Source organism: Kribbella sp. NPDC006257 (genome assembly GCF_040613535.1).
GTDB lineage: Bacteria > Actinomycetota > Actinomycetes > Propionibacteriales > Kribbellaceae > Kribbella.
Map to the genome: position 1 here is coordinate 43,061 of NZ_JBEXSJ010000030.1, position 18,545 is coordinate 61,605.

General features: G+C 67.2%; 4 protein-coding genes. All 4 read right to left on the reverse strand.

Going from position 1 to position 18,545, the window contains the following annotated elements:
- From ABZ004_RS29765 to ABZ004_RS29780, 4 genes are read right to left on the reverse strand one after another with little or no spacing between them, the layout of a single operon-like run.
- Complete coding sequence (locus ABZ004_RS29765) at nucleotides 1-6,825, reverse strand: SpvB/TcaC N-terminal domain-containing protein (protein WP_355684386.1); 6,825 nt, start codon at nucleotides 6,823-6,825, stop codon at nucleotides 1-3.
- Complete coding sequence (locus ABZ004_RS29770; RefSeq protein ID WP_355684387.1) at nucleotides 6,822-7,982, reverse strand: kelch repeat-containing protein; 1,161 nt, start codon at nucleotides 7,980-7,982, stop codon at nucleotides 6,822-6,824. The genes ABZ004_RS29765 and ABZ004_RS29770 overlap by 4 nt, the downstream gene beginning before the upstream one ends.
- Nucleotides 7,979-9,184: a kelch repeat-containing protein gene (locus tag ABZ004_RS29775; RefSeq protein ID WP_355684388.1), complete on the reverse strand. Its 1,206-nt coding sequence runs from the start codon at nucleotides 9,182-9,184 to the stop codon at nucleotides 7,979-7,981. The genes ABZ004_RS29770 and ABZ004_RS29775 overlap by 4 nt, the downstream gene beginning before the upstream one ends.
- Nucleotides 9,185-9,189: 5 nt before the next feature.
- A complete protein-coding gene (locus tag ABZ004_RS29780; RefSeq protein ID WP_355684389.1) occupies nucleotides 9,190-18,378 on the reverse strand; it encodes a neuraminidase-like domain-containing protein in 9,189 nt (3,062 codons plus the stop codon).
- Nucleotides 18,379-18,545: the final 167 nt, after the last annotated feature.

Sequence of the window (18,545 nt, forward strand, 5' to 3'; positions counted from 1 at the left end):
TCATGGCTTGGGCTTGAGCATCCATCTCGCTTCCTGGTCGGAGTAGGTCTTCTTGAACTGCTGTACCTGCTCTTCCCTACCCTCGGCTCCCGCCATGGCGGCTCTGCCGACCGCGATCTGAGGTATGACGCTGGCGGCTTCCCAGCCGGCTGCCTTGTAGTCACCCTTCTTCACTTCCCTGTAAACGAAGTAGGCGGTCAGCGCGAGCCCGCCGATCTCCAGCAGAACTCCCAGCGATGCCGCACCGCGAGCCCCGGAACGCGCGGCGCGCGCGGAACGGGCGGCAGAGGCTTCGGCCTTTGACGCATTGGCGGCTGCCCGGGCACCCACCACCTCGGCCTCGGCGGCTGCCTGCTCTGCCACCTTCACGTCGCCCATGCTGGTCGCCTTGGCGGGCTTGTCCGGGAGTTCGAGTTGAGCGGTGGGAGGGGACTCGGCAGCGGCGGCCGGCGCGGGCGGTGTGGATGCCGCCGGTGCGGCCGCGGGTGGTGCGGCTGCCGGTGGCTTGTAGTTCTTACCGAACTCGTTGACCCAGGTCTCGGTTCCCGGTTTCGGAGTATCTTTCCAGTTCTTCGGCGGATTGCTTTGAACTCGATCCTTTCTGACCTGCTGACCCGAGGCCCTGGCCGCGCCGGCCTGGGTCTTCTCCGGACCACCCCCTTTGGCGCGATTGGCAGTCCGCTCCTCCAGCCCCGCAGGACTGATCTCCCCGGCCTGCTGCATCGAGAGTGGTTTGCCCAGATGCCCGACATCGACGCGGCGTCCGGGCGGACCGAAGGCGTAGTTGAGATTCTGGACCGCTGGGCGCAGATACCGGGGGAAGCCGTCGCCGCCAGGCGTTGCGCGGACGAGCTGTGTGAACTGTTTCTGGTCCGACAGCCAGATCTGCGCTTCGTGGTCGATCCCACCGGTGGGGTCGATCAGCCGCACCGGGTTGGCGCGGACGTAGGCATAGGCGTTGGGGCCCGCCGCGAGGCCTGCTGGGTCAGGGCTCAGCCATCGAGCCAGCCATGGGATGTAGTAGCGGGCGCCGTGGTAATAGAGGCCGGTCCGGACGTCTTTCTCCTTGCCGGTAAAGCGGTAGCGCTTCGTGCTTGCGTCGGCGCTGGAGTGGTAGGAGGTGGTGCCGTACGGGTGGTACTCCTCGTAGGTAAGGAGGGCACCGGTCTCGTTAGTTTCCACGGTGGCGGTGCCCAGGTGGTCGGCCAGTTGGTAGCGGATGACCGTGCGTGGCGAGGGCACCGGTTGACCGTTGCTGATGGTGGCGGTTTCGGCCAGGGCGACTCGGTGGTTACCGTCCATCACGTGGAGCGTGTGTTCCTCGCGGCGGGTTCGGCCGGTGACCGTCTGGCGGTAGATCTCGGTGCCGCCGAGGTAGATGCGGGTGTCGGTGGTGCCGGCGTTCTCGATCGTGGCGCGGACGCGTTGACCCGTCGTGTCGTACTGGTAGTAGGCGGTGCCGCCGCCCCCGAGGTCGACGCGCGTCAGCCGGTTGTTGACGTTCCAGGTCAGCTCGGTGAGGTGGGGCATCGACGTCAGGTTCCCGGAGACGTCGTGGGAGTAGGTCTCGGAGGTGTTGGTCGTCCGGAGACGGTTGCTGTCGGCAAATGTCTCGTAGTCGCGGCGCCAGGTCCCCACGCCATTGGCCTGATGGGCCATGGCGACGAAGTTGCCGACCGGGTCGTACTCGTAGCTCTCCTGGTACCGCCGCATCGCCTGTGGATCGTTGACATGCGGGAGCGGCCGGCGAACCGGGTCGTCCGGTCCGGGTGGCGCAGTGGTCTGGCCGATCTGCTCGCGGCCGTCCGCCCGCACCAGCCGGTAGAGGGCGTCGTACTCGTAGCGTCGCCTCGGCTCGACGACCGTGTTCGCGAAGAACAAGGTCTGCTGCGCGGCATCGTCGATCTCGATGACGTTGCCGACCGAGTCGTAGGTGTAGGTCAGTGCCTGCAGGAGACGGCTGCCACCGGTCGAGGTGAGCGATGTCAGCCGGAAGGTCTCCGGGTCGTATTCATATTCCGTGCGCACACCAGAGGCCAGCTGTACAAGGGTTCGCTGCCCGCGCGCGTTGTGGTCGACATCGGCGATGCAGAGCTGCCACGAACCACCCCGTACGGCGATCTCGGTGCGTTCCAGCAGGTTGGCCTCGTTGTACGACGGGCGGATCCGGCTCTCGTCCGGCGCCGTCACGAGGACCGGCCGGTCCAGAGCGTCGTACGCCGTGGTCGTGCGGAAGGTGGTTGCCTCCAGCAACTCGACCGCCGCGGCGACCGCGGCCTCGGGGTCGGCGATCGCGGCCAACGACTGCCAGTCGGGCTCCTGCCGCGCGTCCTGACAGAGCCGGCGCTCCGAGATCAACGTGTTGCCCTTGAAATCGACCGACGCCGTGCGCGTCACGCCGGCACCGTCGAAGACCAGGTAGGGCCTTGTCCGCAGGTTCCGGGCCGCCGGATCGCCCGCCCGCTCGCCGTAGAACGAACGAACCTGCAGCTGGTCGTCGACGTACACATGCGTCGGGCGGCGAAGCTCGTCACAGGTCCAACGGCGCAGAACGCCGGCGTCCCACACCCGGAAGGGCTGCCCGTTGACGTCGGCCAGAGTCCAGCTCTCGCCCGCATCCGCGCTCTTCACAGCCGCCGGATGCCCGAGCATGTCGAACCGCTGCTCCAGCATCCGGACCCCGCGCGCATCCACAATCGCTCGGGTGTTGCCTTCAATGTCCAACTCGAGCCGAGTCTCGAACTCTCCGACCGGCTTGTCGTCCGCGACGGTCAGGTACGACCGGCCGAGCGAGTCCAGCCGCTCCCGAGTCGGCGTGGCCGAGTAGGCACTGGACAGCTCGGCCGCCCGGGTCCCATGATGCTCGACGTACCAGCGACTGTCGAGCACTGTGTCCCCGGCGTCCCATTCCTCCTGGTCCCAAGCGGTGAAACGGACGCGAGAGATGGTGCCGTCCGGATGGTCCGTGCGGATCAGCCGATTGAGTGGGTCGTACCAATTGATCGGTGTGACGCCTCCAGCCGAGGACTCCGGGTCGTATCCATCATCAGCGGAGAAGTACGGCTCGTACTTCTTGACGGGGTTGCCCTTGTTGTCGTAGACCGTTCGGCCGGTCCCGGCCCAGCGAGGAACGCCGTCAGCGCCTGGCTCCGCCTGGACCTTGGTCAGCGCCGTACGCCCCGTCCCGTCGGAGTAGACCTTCGACTCCTGCCAGCGGCTGTCCGCCGCGCCGTGCTGCTCGCGGGCGAAGGAGTGCACATAGGCGGGTACGACGTCCAGGTGGTACTCCAGCCTGATGGTCGGGTCGTTCAGCGTGTCTCCCTCGCCGGCCTTGCCCATGGTCGCGGTCGCGGTGACCATGCCGAGTTCGTCGAACCGCAGCGCGACACTGTTCCCGTTCGGGTCGGTCAGCCGCCACGGTTGCAGGACCCGGTAGTCGATCTCGGTCCGGGCGACATTTCCGACCGGATCCACCGTCCGGACCGGCAGCAGCCAGTTCGGTTCGTCGTACGCCGTCGTCCAGGTCGCACCGAACGGATCCACCGAACCGACCGGCAGGTAGAAGTGGGCGGCGTCGAACACCTGGTTGCCGGAAGGCGCCCACCAGTCGCCCGACTCGTCCCGCCGGCAGTAGCCGCCCTCGGTCAGCATGCGGTCGTCGACCCGAGCGCCGTACAGCGACTCGAGCTGACCGGACGCGAAGGCCTGCCGGTAGGTACGGAACGGCAGCGCCGGTACGGCGGCCTGCCCGGCCGGCAGCTCTGCCCCGTCGTGCTGATACGTGCTGATGGTCCGCCCGATCAACCGCCGCTCCGGCGATCCGGACAGCTCGTGGTGGTACGGGATCTCGACCGTGTCGCGAATGCCATCGGCGAGGTACACCGGGTCGACGCCGCCGATCTCGTACTCGCGAGTCTCGGTCGGCAACCCGATGCGCCAACGGCCCGCATCGTCGACATCGTTGATCACCTCGTACTCGGTGTAGACGATGTGCGTCGATTTCTGCTCGGACTCGCCGACCGGCGTGCGCGCGGCGGCGACCGAGGCCGACCGGCGAACGTTGCCCCAGGCATCGACCTCGAGGACGACCTCGGAGCTGATCCGTGGATCGCCGGCCGCGCGTTCACTGTGCATGGTCGACGTCTGTCCGGGCGAGGCGTGCAGGACAGCATATCCACCCCGTGCGGGTTCGAGCAGCTGAACCTGGTAGCTGTGCTCGGTGACCTGATAGGGCTTGTCCGAGACCAGCGGAACGTTGTCCTCGGCAAAGATCTCCTCACGGAGCACCTGACCGCGTAGCGCCCGGCAGGCCTGCCTTTCCTCTTCGGTGGACAACCCGGCCGGCAGGACGGTGTCGGGCAGCAGCGCGTCGGCCGACCAGTACTCCCCGGCGAACTGGCGCGAGATCGCCTCCCGGCCGGTGTACCAGCCGACGTGTTGCCAGCGTTTGATCAGAGCCGACGGCTGGATGAGCGGGTCCGGTGTGCCGGCCGAGTAGGCCGGCGCATCCCGCTGCTCGACGTACGCGAAACCACGGAACTCCCGTTCCACGCCATCGTAGTAGCCGTGCCGGTAGCGATACGTGGTGAGCAGCCGGGTGTCAGCGACCACGTCGTGGGTCTCGACCGATCCGACGACGTGCACAGGGAAGGGCAACCGGGTCAGCCAAGGCGATCCGGCCGCCTTGTCCGCCAGGTAGAACGACGTGGAGGATTCGTAGCCGATCGTCGTCCGCAGGCCGAGGTTGTTGTTGATCGTGGTCAGCAGGTGCGGCTTCCCTACGGCCATCAGGTCGAGATAGCGGATCGAGGCCTCGCCATCGGGCGAGGCCTCGGCGACAACCAGGCAGCCGGTCCCCCGGCCGAGGAGGTCGGTCACCTCGACGGAAGCAGTCAGGTCCGGGGCGACCAGCGCGCCGAGAGGCTGCGCCGCACTCCATGCGTTGCCCGACTGGTTAAACCACACCTGCACGCCGTCCGGTCCGAGGTAGACGAGGTCGGTCGGCGCACTACCGTCAATGTCGAACAGCCGGATCCGGCGCTGATCGAACCGGTCCGGGTGATCGAAGTGCGGCGGCCGGGCCATCGCGACCTTCGGGCCGAACCGGCCGTGGCCAAGGTTCGGCCAGTAGAAGATCTCGCCGTTGCGGATCCGGACCAGATCGGTCAGGCCGTCACCGGTCATGTCGGCGAGGTAGACGCTTTGCTCCGGATCGGCCAGGACGAGTCGAGGACCGTCCTCCTCGGTCGTTGCCGCAGCGACGGTTCGCTGTTCGCCGTACCCGTTGGTTCCGAGGGACGGGTACCAGCGCAGACCGTCGTCCGCCGTCACCAGGAGGTCCGCCAGCCCGTCACCGGTGAGATCGACGAACCGCGAATTCGGATCGGTGGCCGACAGCGTCGGAAGTGCGTCGAGGGCCTGGAAATCGGACCAGCCGTCGCCGGTCCGCCGGTGGAACCCAGGTGCCGAGCCGGCAAGTCGTACGACGTCCTCCCGGCCGTCACCGTCGATATCCATCAACGTAGCTGGTGTCGCACCGCCGGGCAGCGTGTCGACCGGGCGCGTCGGCGCCAGTACGCCGCCGCCAAGATTCGACCGGTAGTACCAGGCACCGTCAGCCTGGGTCACGATGCCGGAGATGCCCTCGCCGTCGATGTCCGCCCATCGGGATTCCGAGGCGTTCAGCCAGGCCGGCGTGGTCACCAGCGGACGTGGCTCGGCCGTCAGTATCCGTTCGCTGTAGCCGAACTCGAGGGCCGGCATCGACGCGGTGGAGTAGCCACCACCCGCCCGGGGCTGGTAGCCGCGCTCGGTCACTGTGGTCAGGACGGTCAGCGCGGGGTCGGCCCGGTAGTCCAGGTCGGTCGACCGAACCAGCACCGGATCGGGTCCGAGCTCGCCGAAGCGATGGAACGTCAGGATCCGGCGGCAGAGCCGGTAAGTCCGCACCTCGAAACCCGGACGGTACGTCGAGAACGCGTCGAGGCGGAGCGGCCAGGGCACCGTCGTGTCCGGAGCCGGTGCGGCACCGGCATGGTCGCCGTAGTCGAACACGACCTCGAACCGGAAATCGGCTGCCTCCCCGGGACGGGCGTTACCGTAACGGATCCGCTTCGGGTAACGCTGCGACCAGGTCCTGCGGTGCCGCTCGGCGGGTGCCGACAGATCGACCCCGGCGCCGTCCTCGGCCTTATACTCGTAGCGGACGAGATTGCCGCGGTCGTCAGCGGTCTGTTCCAGCAGCCATCGATAGACCCGCCGTGGATCGGCCGGGTCCGTGATCCGGGCAGCCGGATCACGGCCGTAGATGCTGGTCACGTTGTCCCGGGTCGTCACCTGCCAATGTAGGTCGCCGGACACATGCCGCCAGCACTCGATCCGGGCAAACGCACCTTCGGTCCGCGGCCGGTACCGCCGTACGACGAAGTCACCCTCGTTCCGGACGGTCGGGGTGGGGACCAGGTCCTCGAACCCGGTGAGCTGGAAGACGTCCTCGTCGTCGAGGTAGCGCGGAACACCCTTGTCGGTACGGCGGCTGATCGACGCCGGTCCGCAGCTCCAGCCCAGGCCGAACGGACCGTTGCCGGCGCCCGAGTCGTAGCTCAAGGCGAGTTGCGGGGTGAGGTCGCCGCGCCCCGGAGTCAAAGGGATCGGAAGGGACAGCGACGCCGTACCGGTCACGCTGTCGGTGCTGAACTTCTCACCCAGCCCCCGGATGGCTCCGCCTGCCTTGGGCAACGACAGCGACGGCCGATCGCGCTCTGCTGAGGTGGTGCCGGGTTCGTCCGTCTTCGCCGGTGATCCTTGCCGGCCGCTGGTGTTCATGGGGTGAGGATTTCTGTGCTGGGGGTGAGGGTGGATTCGTCGATGGGTTGGTCCCACGCGAGGTTTTCGATGCCGCCGGTGACGATGACGCGGCCGTCGGTGAGTTCTGCTGCGGTGGCGGCCCAGCGGCCGGTGTGGAGGCCGGCGCCGGGGGTCCAGGTGCGATTGATGGGGTCGTAGACGGCGGTGCTGCGGTACCCGGCGTACAGGGTGGGTCCGTTGCCGCCGGCAACGATAAGGACGCGGCCGGAGCCGAGGGCAACAGCTCGGTGGAATGTTCGGGCGCTGGGCAGGTCCTCGGTTCGGCTCCAGCGGCCAGTGGCGGGGTCGTAGCGTTCGGTTGTCCAGTCGCTGTGGGCGTTGTAGGCCCAGTCGGCGACCATGCCGGGCCAACCGCCGCCGGTGACAAACACTGTGCCGTCGCGGAGCAGGGTTGCGGTGTGGAGGCTGCGAGGGCTGGTCAAGCTCCCGGTCGGGGTCCACAGGCCCGTGCTCGGGTTGTAGATCTCGCAGAGGGCCAGGTTGGCGACGTCGCCGGTTCCGGTGTACCGCTGGCCGCCGATCACCAGCACGCGGCCGTCGCGCAGCAACGCTGCCTGATGGTTCGACCGCGGGTCGGTCATCGCACCGGTGGTGGACCAGGTTCCGGCGATCGGGTCATACAGTTCCGCCGAGGTCGTCGTACCTTGTGAATCCGGCGACCGCACGGTCAGCCCACCCGCGACCAGGACGCGGCCGTCCGCGAGCAAGGTGGCGGAATGCGACAGCCGTGGCTCGATCAGCTCGCCGGTCGGGGTCCACTTCTCCAGGACCGGGTTGAAACGCTCGACCGTCTTCAGACCGACGGAAGGAAACTGCCCGGCCCCAACTCCACCGCCACCAGCTGCGATGACCGTTCCGTCGGTCAGCCGAGTCAGGCTGTGGAGCGCGCGCTCGTGGCTCAGGGAGGTGGTCGGCAACCACTTGTTCGAGCGGGGGGTGAACAGAGCCGCCGCACCCATCGCCCGGTACTGCGGACCAGATCCGCCGGCGATCAGAACGCGACCATCGGCCAGCAGTACGGCGCCGTCGTACTGGCCCTGCCACTCCATGGCGACCGGCAGGTCGCCGGCGGTGCTCCAACTCCCGGCGGCGATCGATGTCGACTCGATACTCACGATGTGTAGACCTCGGCGGTGTCGGTCAGTAGGTCCTCGCCGATGGTCGGTGCGGCGGCGCCCGACCGCACGATACCGCCGGCTACCAGAACGGACTCGCCGCCGAGTCCGAGAACCGCAGGAGCCCAGCGGCCCACCGCCATCGGGCCGGCGTCGGCCCAGGTCTTGGGGCGTGGGTCGTAGACCGCCGCGTTGCGGTAGCCGATGTCGAAGGTGCCGTCGTCGGTTCCGCCGAGCACCAGCACCTTGCCCGAGCCCAGGCGCACGGCGCGGTGATGACTGCGTCCCCAGGTCATCGGGGTGTCGGGCGACCACCTCCCGCCTACCGGGTCGTAGCGCTCGGTGCTGTTCTGGCTGAACGGGCTGATCGTCCAGTCCTGTCCGAGCACGCCCACGATGTCTCCACCGGTGACCAGCACGCTGCCGTTGTCGAGCAGCGTCGCCTGATGACCTTTGCGTGGCGTGGCCAGGCTGCCGGTCGGGGTCCAGGCGTCCTTGTCGAAGTCATAGATCTCGCAGTAGCCGAGGGCGGCGTACTGCCCGGGACCGGCGGGGACGATGCCGCCGACCACCAGCACCTTGCTCGTACCCTTCAGCAGGATCGCGGGATGCCCGAACCGGCCGTCTGTCATCGCCGGCTTCACCTTGGTCCAGCTGCGCTCGATCGGGTTGTAGATCTCGGCCGAGGCCAGCGCCCGGCGCGTATCGGACGACCTTTCCGCGCAGCCACCTGCCACCAGAACATGCCCGTTGGGCAGCAGCGTGGCCGAATGCGAGAAGCGTGCTTCGTGCATGTCCGGCACCGGCGACCACGTCTTCGCGCCCGGCTCGTAAAGCTCAGCCGAGGCCAGGCCGCGAACGGGAGATCCCAGGGGTCCCGTGACGCCGCCGGTGACCAGCACGCTGCCGCCTGCCAGCTTGGTCATCGTGTGCAACCGCCGGCTGGTTTGCAAGGCACCGGTAGGCGCCCATGTCTTGTCGACGGGGTTGAACAGCGAAGCGGTGTTGAGTGCGTTTCGCCGACCGTCCTCGCCTCCCGCCAGCAGCACCGATCCGGTGTCCAGCAGTACGGCGACATCCGCGGGCTGGGCCCAGAATCCGGTGCCCGGCATCGGGTCTGCTGGTGCCCAGCCACCCGCCGGCTCGGCCACTGCCTCGGTGCCCGCCGTCGCTCCGCGCGGTGTTCTGAGCGGAAACAGCATGATGATCAGTTCTCCTCGGGCAGCTGGTACTGGCAGACCAGAAGCAGGTCCAGGACCGCCTCCGGATTGAAACGTCCGTCGCTGAAGATGTTGGGGTCCCAGCCGGCCGTCGGCAGCGTGACGGTCCATTCCTGGTCGGTCTGCTTGAGCTCGACCTCGACCCCCTGCGTCGCACCTCGCGGCAACCGCGCCAGGTTAGGGTCTGCGATCAGCTCCGGGTTCTTCGTGACCCCAGGTGCAGTCAGCTTGGCCTTGACCTTCGTGCTGTAGCAGTCGACGTACCGCTTCGAGCTGTCCCGGATCAGCTCATGCGACAGCACCAGAACGATGTGCGGGTCCTTGAGCTTGAAGCGCTGGTCGCGGAACAGTGAGGGGAAGCGGCTCTTCGAGAGCGTGAACGTAACAGCGGCCGTCGTCGCGGCCGGAGCCGGCGCGAGGAATCGGCTCCACTGGTCGGCGAACTCCCGCCGCGCACTGAAGAGACGGAACAGCCCCTTGCCACCACCGGCGTGGATCCAGCTGTTCAGCGCCTTGTCGAGTTCGTTGACGACCGGCTGCGTCAAGGCGTTGCCGCCGTCGCGAGCGGTGTAGCGCAGATGCAGTACGACGTCGGTGATCGACTCGTAGTCGAATTGCCGGAACTTGTCCGGTAACGACAACTGCCACTCGCTGACCACACCCGCACCTTCGAACGGCAGGAACCGTTCATCGCGCAGGTTGGTCTCGAACAGCCCGGAGTCGTCCTGCCCGGTGCTCGTGACGATCGAATCCATCGCACCGGGGTAGTCGCGGAAGCGGGTGTCTCCGGGCTTGCGCTGGTAGCCGCCGTCGGTCAGCCGCGAGTCCACCCGGACTGTGCTGCTCAGCAGTCGCGCGGTCAGGTTCACCCCGGTGTACGGCCCGGCGACGCACGGCACCGTGACCGACACGTTCTTGATCCGCCGCAGGTAGTGCCCCGGCGCGTCCAGATCGAAGAGTGCCTCGGGCAACGTGACGAAGCAGCGGCCGGTCTCCTTGAGCATCAGCAGTGCCTTCGGATCGATCTGCGCGAGCGAGATCCGCTTCGACAGCTCGAGCTCGCGGACGTTCGCATCCAGGAAGGCCGCGTCCATCCGGTTCAGGTCCGAGGCCAGCCGTTCCCCGGCCAGCAGACCCTTGTGCAGGCTGTCCCAGTACCCGAACTTCACGAAGCTCGAGTCGTCCACGCCGAGCTCGTGCCGGTACGCACGCTCGGCCCGCTTGGCCACGTCGTACGCCAGCTGATACGCCTGGACGTACGACGCCGACAGCTGCCCGACCATCCAGTCGTACAGCTCCTGGTTGGTGTACTTGTCCCGCATGAACCGGTCGAGCTCTTTCGTGTTCGACCGTTGCAGATCGTGGTTCTCCAGCTCCTTCGCCGCGATCGCGTGCCGCACCGTCGCGGCCGCGATCTGCTTGTCGAGCTGTTCGAGCTCCAGCTTCGCCTGGCCCACCTGGAACTGCCAGTCGTCCCAGCGCCGGTCGTATCCGCCGAGGGTCTGGGCCAGCGCTCCTCGGCTGTTCATCGCGCCCGCGATGGACTGCAGCGAACCAGCAACACCCTTGAGCGCGTTGCTGAGGTTGCTCCCACCGAACGAGGCACCGATCGTGGTCGGGAAGCCGACCTTGAGCTCCGGGAAGAACGCGAGCACGCTGCCGGTCATGTCGATCATCGCGGCCGTCTCCTGCAGCATGAGCGCGGACGACGCGAGGTTGGTGTGGGCGACCTCCTTGGGGTTCATCCGCACCCGGCCGCTGTAGTACGCCAGCTTGTCCTCGGTGATCAGCCGGGACTTCTGCAGTCCGGCGAGCGCTTCGGCTGCCTCGGTTACCTGCTTGTCGCGGACCTGCCGAGCAGCATCCAGTACGGCGATCTCCTGGCTCGACCGCAGTAGCGCGATCGCCTCTCCGTCGCGCTTCTCCAAGGCCGCCAGCAACGCACCGCCGAACATCTTCACCTCGGCGGTCAGCTCCTTGGCCTTGGTCAGCATCGGCGCGAACCGATAGTGCGGGAGCGGAGCGCTCATGTCGTCCAGGACCGTAGCCAGATCGGCACCCGACGCGAGAGCGCGAACCAGGACCGCCGGATCGATCACCGCGCCGAAGGCCGCGACAGTACGCCGTACGCCGTCGATGTTCTCGCCACTGCGGATCTTGAGCAGCCGGTCGGCCACCGTGTCCCAGTAGCCGATGAGCTTCTCGTTGCGGGGAATCCGGAAGTAGTCGAGCCAGCCCTGCCCCAGCCCCGGAGCGATCGCTGGCGGCACCTCCCCCGCCAGCTTCGGCAGCAGGTTCTCCACCCCGACCAGCGCCGAGGCGATCGACTGCCCGTTGTTGATCAGCTCGGTGTAGCTCTTCGGCGCCGGCAGCGTACGGTCCTCGACCTCGTCGGGCCGACGGCCGAGCAGCTGGGACGCGAGGATGTAGAGCTGCGTGGCCTGATTGATCGACTCGAGCGTGTCCTGGCGGAACAACTGGTCGCCCCAGGCGATCAGGTTGTCCAGGTACTTCATCACGACGGCCTTCTGGTACGCAGTGGTCCGTATCCGCGCGACGACGTCGGGCTGGAACGGGTTCTCCAGCCAACTGGTAACCGCGGTCGTGTCGGCCGGGATCCCTGCGGCAACCCGGCGAAGGACCTCCTCGATCCGCTGCTTGTTGTAGTTGTCCTCGGCGGCGGGATCGGTCGACATCAGCACGAACGGCTTCGTCCGCCAGAACCGCTGTGGGGAATCCAGACCGGATTGATCGGTGGGATCGAAGATCCGGTGGAACCACTCCTGCGCCTCGGCGAACCGCTGGTTCGTACCGAGCCGCCCGGCCATCAGCAACGGCGCATGGAAGAACAGCTCCCAGTTGTACTGCGAGTACGCGTCCCCGAGCGAGAACTCCATGTTCTCCTCGGGATAGGGCTGCAGAACCCAGCCCGACGGGTCATAACGTGTCGCGAAATCCTCGGACGGGTTGTAGTTCTGCGGATACAGCTGCATTTCCCGGTTGAACATCGCATCCGTCCCGTAGGCGTTCAGAGCGCCCAGGAGGTAGCCCGCATGCGCGTGGTAGAACGGCATGAACTCGTACCGGGCCTGCGAGCCCTCCAGCGTCCCCTTCAGCTGGGTCAGATAGGTCCGGTTGTCGTCGCGGTAGGACACCACCTGGTCTTCGTTCGCAGGCCAGGCCTGCAGCAGACGCTGCATCCGGTACGGCTGCGTCAGCGGCGCTTTCATCAGGACCAAGACGTCATTGTCCCCGTACGGCATGGAGACATACGGGAAGCCACCCGCCTGCTCGTTGTCGTTGTCGAACGCATAGGTCCCGGACAGCCAGCCGGCCCACTGCCGGCCCTCGTTCTCCGTCAGATGGTCCGGGTCGTTCCGCCGGAAAATGGGCGCGGCGTCGAAGGGATACATCCACAGCGGATCCGTCGTGATCGAGCCGTGCCGCCGACTGAGCAGGAACCGGCCGAAGGCTCGAGTCGAAATCGGTCCCGATCCCGGCTTCCGGGTATCGATCGCGCGGTTGTAGTGACACCACACCACCGGGTCTCCGCTATAAGCATCGACACCGGAGTGGAAGGTGTACTTGAAGCTCGAGGACGGATCGAAGAGGTATTCCTTGTAACCGTCGTAGAGTTCCGGCCCGTACCCTTCCGGGTACGGGATGTTGCTGTTCAGCCGCTCGCGGCTGACCTTCTTACCGGACCACTTGCCGTCGCGGTAGTCGCTCCAGTTCAGCAGGATCTCCCACGTCTGCGGTGGCGCGGTGATCGTGTTCTGGGCGCTGATCGACGGCGGCGGGGCGGTCACCGGTTTGGCGGTCGGCCAGAACAGGAAGAGGCGGTTGCGCCAGATGCTCATGACCACTGCCTCGCTGTCGATGTCCAGCTCGACCTTCTCCCAAGCCGTCCAGTAGCTCCGCTTGACCCATCGCCGCAGGTAGTGCGTGCGTGGCGTCGCATCGTCGCGGGCCATCACCAGGAGAGTGTTGCCCGGCCAGTTCGGGTAGCCGTCCAGGAACATGGCGGCCGGTTGCAGGCGCGAGACGTCCGACAGCTTCTCGAGGTACTGGCGGAAGGTCGTCTCGGTGGTGGCGGTGGTGATCTCCTTCTGCATCAGGTCGGTCTCGAGCTCGGCGAAGAACGGCGACTTGTCCGGCCGCAGGTCGGGCTCGAAGTAGTTCTCCGGGTAGAGGAAGATTTTCTGATTCGCCTCCCACAGCCGGTACTGCTTCATCCCCGCCCACTGCTCCCAGACCCCGCCACCGGCACCGATCACCACCGGTTCGAGGTTGAGCTGGCAGCGCTGCACGAAGAGCTGGATGCTGTAGATCCCCTGGGCGATCCGGGACGTGAGCTGCGTCGGGCCCATCTCGACGTCGAGCAGGAAGTGGTCGTGCAGCCCGTTCGCGTCGCGCCAGTACGGCGTACCGTCGTTCGCGCGCAACGGGTTGGCCACGAGATACGCCACCAACGCTGAACGCTGCCGCTCGCGGATCGCGTCCTGCATCGGCGCGGCCACGGCCGGCCAGTCAGCACTCGTGAAGTGGGCCTTGACCGTGCGCCACGCCGTCTGAGCCGCCTCGGCGGTCAGGTCTGCCCGCAACCACGGGACGATCCGCTCTGCCGACGTACCCAACTGCTGGATCAGCCCGACCGCGGCCAGCAGGCGGAGCAGCGAGCTCACATCGGCGAAGCGTGCCGGGACCGCCAGGTTCAGCTGGCCGGCAAGCCGACCGACATCACCGGTCGGCCACCCGGTCGCCGTACTGACGGCAGTGACCACCTTCTCGTTCGTTGCGTCCGCAGCCAGCGCGGCAGTGAAGACGGACCGCAAGGTGCGGTCCCGGCCCGGAATCGACTCGCGGAGCCGGATCAGGTCGAGCAGCCGGATGAAGCGTCCGAACAGCGGCGCAGCCCCGATGATCGGCGCGGCGGGGAGCAAGTTGAGGTCGAGCCACGCCCCGGTCTCGGCGTACGCGAACAGGAACGGGATCTCGGCGGCCGTCACCCGGAGCTTGGCCAGCATCAGAGCTACCCGATGCACAAGGGTCAGCGTCGTGAGCTGCTGCCCGAAGGTCGTCCACTTGATCGGTACGGCGGGATCGCTGCCCACGAAGGCCGGAGCGAGGAAGTCCCGCAGCGCCAGTGAACCGGATGCCGCCCGCAACCAGGTCCCGAGCAGCACGTCGGCGCTCGCCGCGTCCAGACCGGCAGCCTGACCGACATGCTGTTTGACCGTGGTCTCGCTGAGCGTCCGGCGAACGACCGGATTCAGCTTGCCCAGGACCAGGTGGAACCGATCCGCCGGCGTGACCTTCGACAGGTCGAAGAGTGCCTCTCGGTCCGTCGTCGTCAGGAAACGGTTCGGATCGCTGTCGGCCAGTGGTGTCTCCTGGACCTTCCGCAGCTCCTCGACGGCCGCCTTGACGGCAGCGAACTCGCCCTGCGGAGCGAGCAAAGCGGCCACGTCGGCATCCGACAGATAGCCCCGGCACTTCAGCGTCCGGTCATCGATGTCGAAGTAGACCTTGCCGGCCAAGGCCCGCGGCATCGGGTACTCGGCCGGTATCGCGTTCAACGGCGTGGAGTAGACCGGCAGTCGCAACGCCTTCATCCGCCGATCGACAAAGGATCTAGGTGCCTGGTAAAGCGCTTGGACGACGTCGAGATGACCAGGCAGCAGTCCGTTGAGGACGTCGCGCTGCTCGTTGGTCATCGGCCCGGTGAACTGCAGCAACTCCTCTGTCGCGTTGTAGCGCACCGGAATCGTGCTGGGGAACACGACAGTGTCCGCCAGGCCCTTCAGCCCGGCCGAGTAGATTACCGTGCCGAGCAGTGTTCCGACCGCCTCCTGGGCCAGCGTCGGATCCCAGTCCAGCAAGGTCAGCAGCTTGCGAGTGTTCTCGCCGGTGTCGTCTGTGGTCCGAGCCGTCTGCTGGTAGACCGCCTGCAACGCAGTACGCAATGTCGTCAGCGTCCCGGCCAGAGCATCGTCGTCAGCGATCGGACCATCGTGAGCGACCCGGCTCGCAGCCAGTACGGCGTCCAGCTCGGCGACGGTGAACCCAGCAGCACGAATCGCGTCGACCGCATCGAGGAACTGCTCGGTGATCGTGACCGAGGCATCTGTCGGGAGCACGGTGCGATCACCGATGCCGTTCGGCGGACGCATCGGAACGCCACCGGCCAGCTCGCTCTCGGACCCGCTATGGAACGTCGGCACGGGCTGGGTCACCGACGGCAGCATCGGCAGCCCAGCGGCGAGCTCGGTCTCGGTGACCACGGTTCGGTCGCCGTGGACCGGGAACGGTCCGCCGTCGCCGGACAGCTCGATCAAGCGGAGCAGATCCGGGATGCCGAGCGAGAGCGACCTGGCCAACGAGACGGTACGAACTAGCGCAGACAGATGTTCGAGGTTGAGTTGACGCGACGCGGTCACCGCCCGCGGACCGTCGACCAGGGCGGCGAGATCCTCGTCAGTCACCTGCAGGATCCCGAGCAATGCCGAGGTGACCGCCGGATCGTCCAGGTCGCCGATGACCGCCAGCTCGGTCCGGTCCGGCCGCAGCGCGAACGGATTCGGCATCCCCTCGGATACGGCAACGACGGTCGGGTCCAGGAACATCTGGTCGTACGGCGGCAACTCGGCGCTCTCGCCGTACTGATGGGTCTCAAGGTCGTTGTAGAAGACCAGGGTCTCCTCGATGGTGAGGTTGAGCCGCTGCCCGAGACGGCGGAGACCCTCGACGCTGCGGAGCGTGATCCGGTCGAGCCGGCCCTGGTTGTTGCAGGCCTGGATGACGCGGTCGAGCCGGTGGGCGGTCCAACCCAGCGCGCGCTGCCAGCGGACAAAACGATGCAGCCGCTCGAGCGCATTCGGGTCGAGGCCCTCGATTGTCATCAGTGGGGTGCTGTAGGGGTGCAGCGGATCCGCCTTCACCGACAACGCCCCGCCGGCGTTCACGAAGCGCGTGTCCAGCAGCTCGGTCAGCTCCGCAGAGCGCAGGCCGGCCGTGTCGAGCAGGGCCCGGACCACCTTGAACTTGTCGACGAGCTGCTGCGGCTGAGTGGACGCCGGCAGTCCGTAGAACTCCGCGAGCGTCCGTGCCATCGACTCGCCCGCGATGATCTGCGCCGCGACCGAATCGAGTCCGAGCCGCTCGTCGGTCAGCAGGTTGGGGAACTCGGGAGCCACGCCGACGATCTCGAGCATCGACTCGCGCTTGGTCCCCAGGTGGCCGAGGTAGGCGTTGGTTTGCTCTCGCCACAGGTCGAGAGGCAGATTCCAGGGGTAGACAGCGGTACGCAGCTTCCCGCAAGCCCGCGGATTCACGTGCTGCGGCTGGATGCGCAGCTGCTCCGACGTTCCGCTGCTCTGCCGCTGCGCCGGCGGAATGGGCGCCTCAGGGACGACGGCCGACTCGAGCAGCTCGTTGACGAGATCGACGTACGGCAGGGTCAGCTCAGTGTTCTCGGTGCTGAGCTGGATGTCCCACAAGTCGGGCCGGCGCGCCTTCAGTGTGTCGGACACCCAGCCTTCGGAGACTGCGTCAGCCGCGAGGCCCGGCGGCGGCTGGAGCCTGCGCAGGAAGTACAGTAGGTCGACGAAGTACGCCGCCTGGCTGTGGACGGACCGGCTCTCCGGAAAGCTCCCGTAGTCGGCCGGGCCGAAGAGTTCTTCCCAGTTCGGCACCTGCTTGGTGAATGCCTCCGCCTTCGGCAGCCACGGTACGTCGAAATGCGCGGCGGTCCGCACGTCCGCCAGAATGTTGGCGGCGGTCGCGTGGACGTAGGTCGCCCGGGCGTGAACCGCGTGCGCCTCGTCCTCGGTGAGCCTGTCTGCAAGCTGCTCGGCGAAGACGCTCTTGTCGATATTCGCGACCGAGTACGCGGAGTCATGGCCACCCTGACGCAACGCCTGCATCTTGTCGAACTGAGGGGCGATCTTGAAAGCGCGCTGAATTTCGGCCAGCTCGGACCGTGCTTCCGCGTCCGGCACGGTCTCGGCATTGACCGGTGTGGTGATCAGGTCGAACTCGGGATTGCCGGCCAGGAACCGGGTCGACGCGGGATCGACGTCGTCTGGACCGGTCGCCAGCCGGTGCGCAATGTAGGCCGTCGGATAAGCCTCGGCCACCCGCGACTCCATAGCCTTCGCGTAGTCGGTCGTCGCGGCGCTGAATTCCGCCGGTACGGCGGCCGTCGCGGCCACGAGGCTCGTCCAGTCGACTGCGGCCAGGTCACGCGGATGGGTGAGCTGCCCGTCATCGAAGCGGTTGAGGAGCTCCCGGACCAACGGGAGATTGTTGCCGGTCAGCCGCCCCAGCTGCAGAACAAGCCGCAGGCGATCGACGTGCGACGCCACCGACTCATCGGCGGCCAGCGCATCCCACTGCGGAGCGAGCTCGCCGCCGTGATCGAGATAGGCCGCGTAGACCTGCTCCCGCTCGGCGGCGTCGGGCACCGCAAGCGTGAACAACTCCCCGGTCGGGGTCAGCGGTGCCCCGTCCGGTGGGTTGACGGCCGCCGTCACCGCCCATGCCCGCAGCCGTCCAGGAAGGTCGCCTTCAGCCGCCACCGCCTCGGTTGCCGAACCTGACGCCGGCTGAAGGCTCGACGCCGGCCGTGCGGCGAGTTCGGAAAGATCCGCCGGCTGGCCCAGGCGGAGCAACTCGTAGAACCAGGCGGCGGGTAACCCAGTCGTCTCGGCGTGCCGGGTCGCGATCACCAGCCGCCGGATCTGGCCCGGTTCGGCGCGGCTGCTTCTGACCAGGAAGTCGATGTCGGCATGCGCCTGGTCGTCCGGCAGCTCCGAAATCGCCGAACCATCGAGCAATGGACGCACCTTGGCGAGCACCGCGTCGTACTCGGACCCCCCGACGGCCGGCAGGACCAGGTCCACTGCCTCGTCCGGCCCGGCCGAGTACTGCAGCGTCTCGAGGACAGTCTCGTCGCCGTCGTGCACCTGGAGCATCAGGTCGAACGGAGAATCCAGGGCCGGGTACTCGATCCGGTAGGTGCCGTCGGTGTCGGTGGTCGCCGTACCGAGTGGTTGCTCGGATCGGAGGCCTCGGGCTGCGGCGCTGATCTGCCGACCGCCGACCGGTCTGCCATCGGCTTGGCTCAGCCGTCCTGCAACAACGTTGCGCGCGCCATCCGAAGTGCTGATCTGCATGACCGTCCTTTGATCCACCGGCAATGCGCACAGTCTCGTGGCGCGTTGGGGGGGGTCACAACGACGGCAGGGCAGGTGTGCCCTTTCAGGACCGTGAGTAGGCACTTACGAGCCGTAGCGGCCGTCATGTGTAGCGGCGGCGACGCCGGTGTCAGCAGACTCGTAGC

Bases quoted from the DNA above. Each gene is read 5' to 3' on its own strand.
- ABZ004_RS29765 (WP_355684386.1), bottom strand. From the start codon at position 6,825: ATGAACACCAGCGGCCGGCAAGGATCACCGGCGAAGACGGACGAACCC.
- ABZ004_RS29775 (WP_355684388.1), bottom strand. From the start codon at position 9,184: ATGCTGTTTCCGCTCAGAACACCGCGCGGAGCGACGGCGGGCACCGAG.
- ABZ004_RS29780 (WP_355684389.1), bottom strand. From the start codon at position 18,378: ATGCAGATCAGCACTTCGGATGGCGCGCGCAACGTTGTTGCAGGACGG.